This window comes from Pseudomonas sp. SDO5271_S396 (genome assembly GCF_054071795.1).
On record NZ_JBSVWB010000004.1, the window covers coordinates 230,777 to 239,238 of the forward strand.

11 protein-coding genes and 1 other RNA gene are annotated in these 8,462 nt (G+C 61.6%); 7 read left to right on the top strand and 5 right to left on the bottom strand.

Annotated elements, in window-relative coordinates; all coding sequences use genetic code 11:
* The first annotated feature begins 70 nt into the window (after window positions 1–70).
* Window positions 71–478: a flagellar basal body-associated protein FliL gene (locus tag ACW9IN_RS05530; RefSeq protein ID WP_457364922.1), complete on the top strand. Its 408-nt coding sequence runs from the start codon at window positions 71–73 to the stop codon at window positions 476–478.
* 4 nt (window positions 479–482) lie between these two features.
* On the opposite strand, the gene ACW9IN_RS05535 is transcribed toward ACW9IN_RS05530, so the two are convergent.
* Window positions 483–932, bottom strand: a complete 450-nt coding sequence (locus ACW9IN_RS05535; protein ID WP_457364923.1) for an EVE domain-containing protein — start codon at window positions 930–932, stop codon at window positions 483–485.
* Between the two features lie 195 nt (window positions 933–1,127).
* Between ACW9IN_RS05535 and ACW9IN_RS05540 the strand changes: the two genes are divergently transcribed.
* Window positions 1,128–1,277, top strand: a complete 150-nt coding sequence (locus tag ACW9IN_RS05540) for a hypothetical protein (RefSeq protein ID WP_457364924.1) — start codon at window positions 1,128–1,130, stop codon at window positions 1,275–1,277.
* Window positions 1,278–1,283: 6 nt separating this feature from the next.
* On the opposite strand, the gene ACW9IN_RS05545 is transcribed toward ACW9IN_RS05540, so the two are convergent.
* From ACW9IN_RS05545 to ACW9IN_RS05560, 4 genes are all read right to left on the bottom strand, one after another.
* On the bottom strand, window positions 1,284–1,913 hold the full coding sequence (locus ACW9IN_RS05545; protein ID WP_457364934.1) for a 5-formyltetrahydrofolate cyclo-ligase: 630 nt from the start codon (window positions 1,911–1,913) through the stop codon (window positions 1,284–1,286).
* Window positions 1,914–1,970: 57 nt separating this feature from the next.
* Window positions 1,971–2,149: non-coding RNA, 6S RNA (gene ssrS / locus ACW9IN_RS05550), on the bottom strand.
* Window positions 2,150–2,180: 31 nt separating this feature from the next.
* Window positions 2,181–2,498 (bottom strand): cell division protein ZapA, encoded by a 318-nt coding sequence (locus ACW9IN_RS05555; RefSeq protein WP_457364925.1) that lies wholly within the window; start codon window positions 2,496–2,498, stop codon window positions 2,181–2,183.
* Window positions 2,495–2,704, bottom strand: a complete 210-nt coding sequence (locus ACW9IN_RS05560; protein ID WP_003177365.1) for a TIGR02449 family protein — start codon at window positions 2,702–2,704, stop codon at window positions 2,495–2,497. Before ACW9IN_RS05560 ends, ACW9IN_RS05555 begins: the two co-directional genes overlap by 4 nt.
* Before the next feature lie 138 nt (window positions 2,705–2,842).
* Here ACW9IN_RS05560 and ACW9IN_RS05565 point away from each other — a divergent pair, with 138 nt between their 5' ends.
* From ACW9IN_RS05565 to ACW9IN_RS05585, 5 genes are all read left to right on the top strand, one after another.
* Window positions 2,843–3,400 (top strand): YecA/YgfB family protein, encoded by a 558-nt coding sequence (locus ACW9IN_RS05565; protein WP_457364926.1) that lies wholly within the window; start codon window positions 2,843–2,845, stop codon window positions 3,398–3,400.
* 20 nt (window positions 3,401–3,420) lie between these two features.
* Entirely contained in the window at window positions 3,421–4,743 is a 1,323-nt protein-coding gene (gene pepP, locus ACW9IN_RS05570) for a Xaa-Pro aminopeptidase (RefSeq protein ID WP_457364927.1), read from the top strand.
* Window positions 4,740–5,927, top strand: coding sequence for a 2-octaprenyl-6-methoxyphenyl hydroxylase (gene ubiH / locus ACW9IN_RS05575; RefSeq protein WP_457364928.1), 1,188 nt, complete (start codon window positions 4,740–4,742; stop codon window positions 5,925–5,927). Before pepP ends, ubiH begins: the two co-directional genes overlap by 4 nt.
* Before the next feature lie 62 nt (window positions 5,928–5,989).
* Window positions 5,990–7,207 carry a 2-octaprenyl-3-methyl-6-methoxy-1,4-benzoquinol hydroxylase gene (locus tag ACW9IN_RS05580; protein WP_457364935.1) on the top strand — a complete coding sequence of 406 codons (1,218 nt, stop codon included), beginning with the start codon at window positions 5,990–5,992 and terminating at the stop codon, window positions 7,205–7,207.
* A gap of 159 nt (window positions 7,208–7,366) precedes the next feature.
* Window positions 7,367–8,371, top strand: a complete 1,005-nt coding sequence (locus ACW9IN_RS05585) for an extracellular solute-binding protein (protein ID WP_457364929.1) — start codon at window positions 7,367–7,369, stop codon at window positions 8,369–8,371.
* Window positions 8,372–8,462 lie beyond the last annotated feature (91 nt).

The window sequence follows — 8,462 nt, forward strand, 5'->3', positions numbered from 1 at the left end:
AGGCCGCCATAAGCTTGTACTCAGCCTTGCTAGCGTTATGCTAGCGGGCAACCGAATCGAGGAATGAACTGTGAAAGCGTGGATCCCATTGTTGCTGGCCCTGACCCTTCCGATGGCGGCCCAGGCCGAAGAAGCGAAAGAGGGCGAGGCACCGAAGGTCAGCTACATCAGCCTGACGCCGCCGTTCGTGGGCAACTACGGGCTGGACGGTACGGCCAAACTCAAGGTGTACAAGGCCGACATCGCCCTGCGCGTCACCGGGCCCGAAGCGGCGGCACTGGTCAAATCCAACGATGCGTTGATTCGCAACCAGTTGGTGGCGCTGTTCACCCAACAGACCAACGAGACCATGAGCACCGTCGAGGGCAAAGAGAAGCTGCGTCAGGAAGCGCTCAAGCAAACCCAGCAAGTGATGAACGACGAGACCGGCAAGCCGGTGGTGGAAGACCTGCTGTTCAACAACCTGATCATTCAGTAACGCTTCACCGCAAACCGACTACCGCCGCCCATTGTTCGGCGGTCACCGGCATTACCGATAGCCGACTGCCCTTTTGCACCAGCGGCAGCTCGGCCAGGGCCGTTTGCTGCTTCAGGTAGCCGAGGCTCAGGACCTTTGGAAAGGTCTCGACATGGGCCACATTGATGGCGCTCCACGGGTTCTTTTCTGCGCTGGCCTTGGCGTCGAAGTAATGACTTTGCGGTTCCAGTGCCGTCGGGTCCGGATACGCCGCCTCGATGATTTTGCCGATGCCGGCAATGCCCGGCTCCGGGCAGCTTGAGTGATAGAAGAAAAATTCGTCGCCTACTGCCATGGCACGCAGAAAGTTGCGCGCCTGGTAGTTGCGTACCCCGTCCCAGCGGGCTTCCCCGAGGGTTTCCAGACCTGTGATGGAGAGTTCGTCGGGCTCGGATTTCATCAGCCAATAGGCCATTTTCGGGCTCCTGAAATAGGCAGTGGGCAAGTTGTCAGGCAATTTGATGACAAACCGACAGTCGGTTGGCGCCAAGGTTTGCGTGTTGGTTCACGTTACCGCAAAATGCCGGGATTTTAAGCTTGACGCAGCTGCAACGGACTACTTTGGAACGTTGTTGTCATCGTGTACGAGATGCCTGAAGGGGGGCAATCGATGCAACGTAAACCGGATTTGCTATGGATTTTGGTGATTTTGTTTGGTCTGGGCGTCGTGACCACCGGGTATGCGCAGAGCTTGTGGTCGAACAAGACCGATGCGCCTGTTGAGCTGGCTCAGCAGAAGCTGCAACCGTTCAAGCGTTAACCTTCCTCAGGATGTCGCGGGCTCCTGCGACGTCTGTGCTATATACCACTGCTTATCGGTGAGGGTGCCTGCCAACGGCACATCCCAGCTCGCCTGTATCAGCCGTTCGACTTTCTGACATTCATGGGCCAGACCCAACAGCGTCGGCTTGCGCCAGTTCTGGCGGCGTGCCAGGTAAGCCAGGCTGCGGTCGTAAAACCCTCCGCCCATGCCCAGGCGCCCGCCGGTTTCATCGAATCCCACCAACGGCAGCAGCACCAGATCCAGCGCCCACACCTTGCGTTGTCGTTTGAGATTGACCCGGGGCTCGAGAATTCGAAAGCGATTGGGCCGCAGTTTTTCCCCGGGGCGGATCCGCTGAAACACCATCTTGGTTCGCGGCCAGGCGCTCAGCACCGGCAGGTAGGTGAGCTTGCCCCGACGCTGAGCCGCACGCAGCAGCAGGCGCGGGTCGATTTCACCGTCCGTGGGTAGATACAAAGAGATATGTTTGGCTCGGCGAAACAGCGGGTGCTGTGCCAGTTGCCGGAACAGGCCATGGGCGGCCTCGCGCTGCTCGCTCGGCGTGAGGGCGCGGCGGGCCTTGCGCAACATGCGTCGAAGTTGCGGACGGGAAAGCGGCGCAGGTTCGGTCATGGTTTTTCGGCTCATAAAACAATGCCAGTCCTAAGACTGGCATTGAGTTTGGAATTCAGGCTCCCCGACAGAGCCGCTGTCGACTTAGCCCTTGAACCCGAAAGTTCAAGGTGGAAGAAGCAGTAGGCTTTAAGGCTTTCCGTCTAGCGGACATGCACACCAGCCCAACGTGCAACTTCCAGGGTAGTGCGAATCGGCTCAGGGACATCGCCGACTGGCAAACACGCCAGGGAGTGGGGGCAAGTATACCTTAAACCGTCGCGGCAATCAGCCCTTGGGTGCGTCTGAATCGCTGGAAAGCACCAGATCCACGCGCTCGAGCAAGTCACGCACCTGCTCGCGGGTCGAACCGCTGGTCGGCACGTCCGGGCGTTCCTGCTTGTGCAGCAGGTCATGGGTGATGTTAAGCGCGGCCATCACGGCGATGCGGTCGGCGCCGATGACTTTGCCGCTGCTGCGGATTTCACGCATCTTGCCATCCAGGTAGCGGGCAGCGCTCACCAGGTTGTTGCGCTCTTCCTGGGGACAGATGATCGAATATTCTTTGTCGAGGATCTGCACGGTGACGCTATTGCTTGAACTCATGAGTCTTGCTCCAGGGCCTTCAGGCGCGAAATCATCGATTCGACCTTACGCCGGGCGATTTCGTTTTTTTCAATGAGGTGAGCGCGTTCCTCGCGCCAGGTCTTTTCCTGAGCTAGTAGGAGTCCATTTTGACTCTTAAGTTGCTCGACCCGATCAATTAGCAGTTCGAGTCTGGCCATCAGCGCTTGCAGGTCGGTGTCTTCCATTGGGTTCCACTGGATTTGTCTGATGAATGGCAACTGCAGGATAAACGATCTGACGCCCTTGATAGTCTTGGAACGTCTGCCGGTGCTAGGATACAGCGCTCCATTCTAGACATTGCGCCGTCTGGCGCCTAGCTCACCATGCCCATTCAGAACTCCCCGTACGATGCTTTTTCCAAACTGCTGAGCACCAGTGGCCACCCCTGCTCGCCTGCCGAGCTGCATGGCGTGTTGTTGGGCCGTAGCTGCACCGGTGTCGGCTTTGACGCCGACAACTGGCTGGCCGACGTTGCCGAACTGCTGGAAACCGAACCGGCCGATAACGTGCGCAATGCGCTGATCGGCCTGCAGGAAATGGTCAAGGGCGAGCTGACCGGTGATGACGTCACCGTGGTGCTGTTGCTGCCTTCCGACGATGCGCCGCTCGCTGAGCGTGCCCTGGCGCTGGGTCAATGGTGCCAGGGTTTTCTCCACGGTTTTGGCGTGAACGCCGCCGGCCTGGAACTGAGCACCGACGCCAAGGAAGTGTTGCAGGATCTGGCAGCGATTTCCCAGGTGCAAGATGCACTGGAAGAGTCCGAAGACGGCGAAAGCGACTACATGGAAGTGATGGAATACCTGCGCGTCGCCCCGCTGCTATTGTTCACCGAGACCCGCAAGTCGGCTGAGCCCGCGGCTCCCAAGCCTTCGCTGCACTGAGCAAGGAAGTCCATCTGCCCATGATTCATATCCCCAGAGCGGAATACACCCGGCGCCGCAAGGCGCTCATGGCGCAGATGGAACCCAACAGCATCGCGATCCTGCCGGCCGCCGCCGTGGCCATCCGCAACCGTGATGTGGAGCATGTGTACCGCCAGGACAGCGACTTCCAGTACCTCAGCGGCTTCCCCGAGCCGGAAGCGGTGATCGTACTGATGCCTGGTCGCCAGCATGGCGAGTACGTGCTGTTCTGCCGCGAGCGCAATGCCGAACGCGAATTGTGGGACGGCCTGCGCGCCGGCACCGAAGGTGCAGTGCGGGACTTCGGCGCCGACGATGCGTTCCCCATTACCGATATCGACGACATCCTGCCCGGCCTGATCGAAGGCCGCGACCGGGTGTATTCGGCCATGGGCAGCAATGCCGAATTCGACCGGCATCTGATGGAGTGGATCAACGTGATCCGTTCCAAAGCCCACCTTGGCGCCCAACCGCCGAACGAATTCGTTGCGCTGGATCATCTGCTCCACGACATGCGCCTGTATAAATCGGCGGCAGAAGTGAAGGTGATGCGCGAAGCTGCGCGAATCTCATGCGCCGCCCATGTGCGTGCGATGCAAGCCAGCCAGGCCGGGCTGTATGAGTTCAGCCTGGAAGCCGAGCTGGATTACGAGTTCCGCAAGGGCGGCGCAAAAATGCCGGCCTATGGTTCCATCGTTGCTGCCGGGCGCAACAGCTGCATCCTGCATTACCAGCAGAATGACGCGCTGCTCAAGGACGGCGACCTGGTGCTGATCGACGCGGGTTGCGAGATCGACTGCTACGCCAGTGACATCACGCGGACCTGGCCGGTCAACGGCAAATTTTCCCCCGAGCAGAAGGCGATCTACGAGATTGTGCTGGCCTCTCAGGAAGCCGCCTTTGCCGAGATTGCCCCCGACAAGCACTGGAACCAGGCCCATGAAGCCACGGTGCGGGTTATCACCGCCGGGTTGGTAAAGCTGGGGCTGCTGCAAGGTGATGTCGACGAGTTGATCGCCAGCGAAGCCTATAAAGCGTTCTACATGCACCGCGCCGGCCATTGGTTGGGCATGGATGTGCACGACGTGGGCGAGTACAAGGTGGGCGGTGAATGGCGTGTGCTGGAGGTGGGCATGGCATTGACTGTGGAGCCGGGGATCTACATTTCACCGGACAACCAGAACGTGGCAAAGAAATGGCGTGGCATTGGCGTACGCATCGAGGACGACGTGGTGGTGACCAAGCAAGGCTGTGAAATCCTGACCGCCGGCGTACCCAAGGCGGTCGCCGACATCGAAGCTCTCATGGCGGCAGCCCGATGAGCCGCGTCAACCTGGCCATTATCGGCGGCGGGCTGGTAGGTGCCAGCCTGGCGCTGGCATTGCAGGCCGGAGCCAGGGCCCGTGGCTGGAATATCGTGCTTATCGAACCGTTCGCGCCAGGAGACCACTATCAGCCGAGCTATGATGCGCGCTCTTCGGCGCTGTCCTACGGCGCTCGGCAGATCTATCAACGTTTGGGCCTGTGGCCGGCCATTTCCCGCCGCGCCGAGCCGATCAAGCAGATTCACGTGTCCGATCGCGGGCGCTTCTCCACCGCGCGTTTGTCCGCGATGGAAGAGGGTGTGCCTGCGCTGGGCTATGTGGTGGAAAACGCCTGGCTGGGCCAATGCCTGTGGCAGGGCCTGGATAAGGACGTGGTGAGTTGGCGTTGCCCGGCGGAAGTCACGCGCATGGAGCCGTTGTCCGATGGCTATCGTCTGACCCTCAACGATGAAACCGTGCTGGAATGCGACCTTGCGGTACTTGCCGATGGCGGCCGTTCCGGCTTGCGCGAGCAACTGGGCATCGGTGTAAAAACCCGCCCCTACAACCAGAGCGCGCTGATCGCCAATATCACCCCAAGCGAAGCCCACAATGGCGAGGCGTTCGAGCGCTTCACCGATGAGGGCCCGATGGCCTTGCTGCCCTTGCCGGACAACCGCTGCGCCTTGGTATGGACCCGCCTGGGCATGGGTGCGCAGCGCTTGGCCAGCCTGGATGAGCGCAGCTTCCTGAGTGAATTGCAGGGCGTGTTCGGCTATCGCCTGGGTACGCTCAAGCAAGTCGGCGCCCGTCATCTGTACCCGCTGACCCTGGTGGAGGCCGAAGAGCAAGTACGCTCGCACCTGGTCGTGCTCGGCAATGCCGCCCACAGCTTGCACCCGATTGCCGGACAGGGTTTCAACCTGTCCCTGCGCGATGCCAGTGCCCTGGCTGAAGCCTTGCTGGCCGGTCCGGCGGTGCCCGGTGACTTGGCAACTTTGCAGGCCTACCGCGAGCGTCAGCGCCAGGACCAGGCGCTCACCATCGGCTTCTCCGATCAGGTTACGCGTCTGTTTGGCAGCGCCCAGCCCTTGGTCGCGCTGGGCCGCAACATGGGCCTGCTGGGCCTGGAGTTGCTGCCGCCGGCCAAACGCTGGTTCGCCCGTCAGGCCATGGGGCTGGGTACGCGCCCGGATGTCTGACGCAAACCTTTTTATTTTCCGGCGGCGCAGGCCGCCCGTGAGACAGGCTTAAAAGCATGGACATGCGCGCAGATGTGCTGATTGTCGGGGCCGGAATGGTCGGAAGCGCCCTGGCGCTGGCATTGCAAGGCAGTGGTTTGCAGGTGCTGTTGCTCGACGGCAGCGCGCTGAGCGTCAAACCGTTCCAGCGTGACGCGGCGTTCGAGCCGCGCGTGAGCGCTTTGTCGGCGGCCAGCCAGCGCATCCTCGAGCGCCTGGGCGTGTGGGGCGGCATCGTCGAGCGGCGCGCCAGCCCCTACGGTGAAATGCAGGTGTGGGATGGCAGCGGCACCGGGCAGATCCACTTTTCGGCGGCCAGCGTGCATGCCGACGTGCTCGGGCATATCGTCGAAAACCGTGTGGTCCAGGATGCCTTGCTCGACCGCCTGCACGACTGTGATCTGGGCCTTCTGGCCAATGCGCGCCTGGAACAGATGCGTCGCTCCGGTGATGACTGGCTGCTGACCCTGGCCGATGGCCGTACCTTACGCGCACCGCTGGTGGTGGCGGCTGACGGCGCCAACTCCGCCGTGCGCCGCCTGACCGGCACGCCCACCCGTGAGTGGGATTACCTGCATAACGCCATCGTCACCAGCGTGCGCAGCAGCCAGTCGCACCAGCGTACGGCGTGGCAACGTTTCACCGACACCGGCCCGCTGGCCTTTCTGCCGCTGGAGCGAGAGGGGCAGGAAGACTGGTGCTCGATCGTCTGGTCGACTACGCCGGCAGAGTCCGAACGCCTGATGGCGCTGGATGACGAAGGTTTCTGCCGAGCACTGGAGCGCGCTTTTGAAGGTCGATTGGGCACCGTGCTCAGCGCCGACCCACGGGTGTGCGTGCCGTTGCGCCAACGCCACGCCAAGCGCTACGTGGCTGAAGGCCTGGCGCTGATCGGCGACGCGGCCCATGTGATTCACCCGTTGGCGGGGCAGGGCGTGAACCTGGGTTTTCTCGATGCGGCGGTGTTGGCCGAAGTGCTGTTGGCGGCCACTGAGCGCGGCGAGCGCCTGGCGGATGTGAAGGTCTTGAGCCGTTACGAACGCCGGCGCATGCCGCATAACCTGGCGTTGATGGCGGCGATGGAAGGATTCGAGCGGTTGTTCCAGGCCGATCAACTGCCACTGCGCTGGCTGCGCAATGCCGGGCTCAAGATGGTTGACCAGATGCCCGAAGCCAAGGCCGTGTTCATACGCCAAGCCCTCGGCCTGACCGGCGACCTCCCGGACCTGGCCAAACCTTAAGACGAGCGCCGTCCCCTGTGGGAGTGGGTTTGCCCGCGAAGAGGCCATCAGCCCCACTCTAAATCCCACTCATGCAACATCTGGTAACGCCTCCGCCAAGCGTTACCAAATGTGAGTCCTTATCATTTGCCCTCTTTTGCAAATGAGAGACTGCCCCCCATGCTGGCATCCAAGCGCCTCCTGACTGCCCTGGCACTCACCCTCATCGGCAGCACCGCCGCGCAGGCCGCCGATGAAGTGGTGGTCTACTCCTCGCGTATCGACGAATTGATCAAGCCGGTGTTCGACGCCTATACCCAAAAGACCGGCGTCAAGGTGAAGTTCATCACCGACAAGGAAGCGCCGCTGATGCAGCGCATCAAGGCCGAGGGCGAAAACGCCACTGCCGACCTGCTGCTGACCGTGGATGCCGGCAACCTCTGGCAGGCCGAGCAGATGGGCATCCTGCAACCGTTCACTTCCAGCGTGATCGACAAGAACATCCCCCTGCAATATCGCTCCTCGAACCACGCGTGGACCGGCTTGAGCCTGCGCGCGCGGACCATCGCCTACTCCACCGACCGGGTCAAACCGGGCGATCTCACCACATATGAAGCCTTGGCCGATAAGCAGTGGGAGGGCCGCTTGTGCTTGCGCACCGCGAAAAAGGTCTACAACCAGTCGCTGACCGCGACCCTGATCGAGACCCACGGTGCGGCCAGGACCGAAGAAATCGTCAAGGGGTGGGTCAACAACCTGTCCACCGACGTGTTCTCCGATGACATCGCCGTGCTGGAGGCCATCAATGCGGGGCAATGCGACGTGGGCATCGTCAACACCTACTACTATGGCCGGCTGCACAAGCAGAATCCGGACTTGGCGGTAAAGCTGTTCTGGCCGAACCAGGGCGACCGTGGCGTGCACGTGAACCTGTCGGGCATTGGGCTGACCCGGCACGCACCACACCCGGAAGCGGCCAAGGCATTGGTGGAGTGGATGACTACGCCAGAGGCGCAGAAAATCTTTGCCGACGTGAACCAGGAATTCCCGGCCAACCCGGCGGTGCCGCCGTCAGCGGAAGTAGCGACCTGGGGTAAATTCGTCGCGGATACCTTGCCGGTGGAAGTGGCGGGCAAGCGTCAGGCTGAGGCGATTCGGTTGATGGATCGCGCCGGCTGGAACTAAGCTCGCTCTCGACAGTACCCCGGATCAAATGTGGGAGCTGGCTTGCCTGCGATAGCATCACCTCGGTATCACTGATACACCGAGGTGCCTG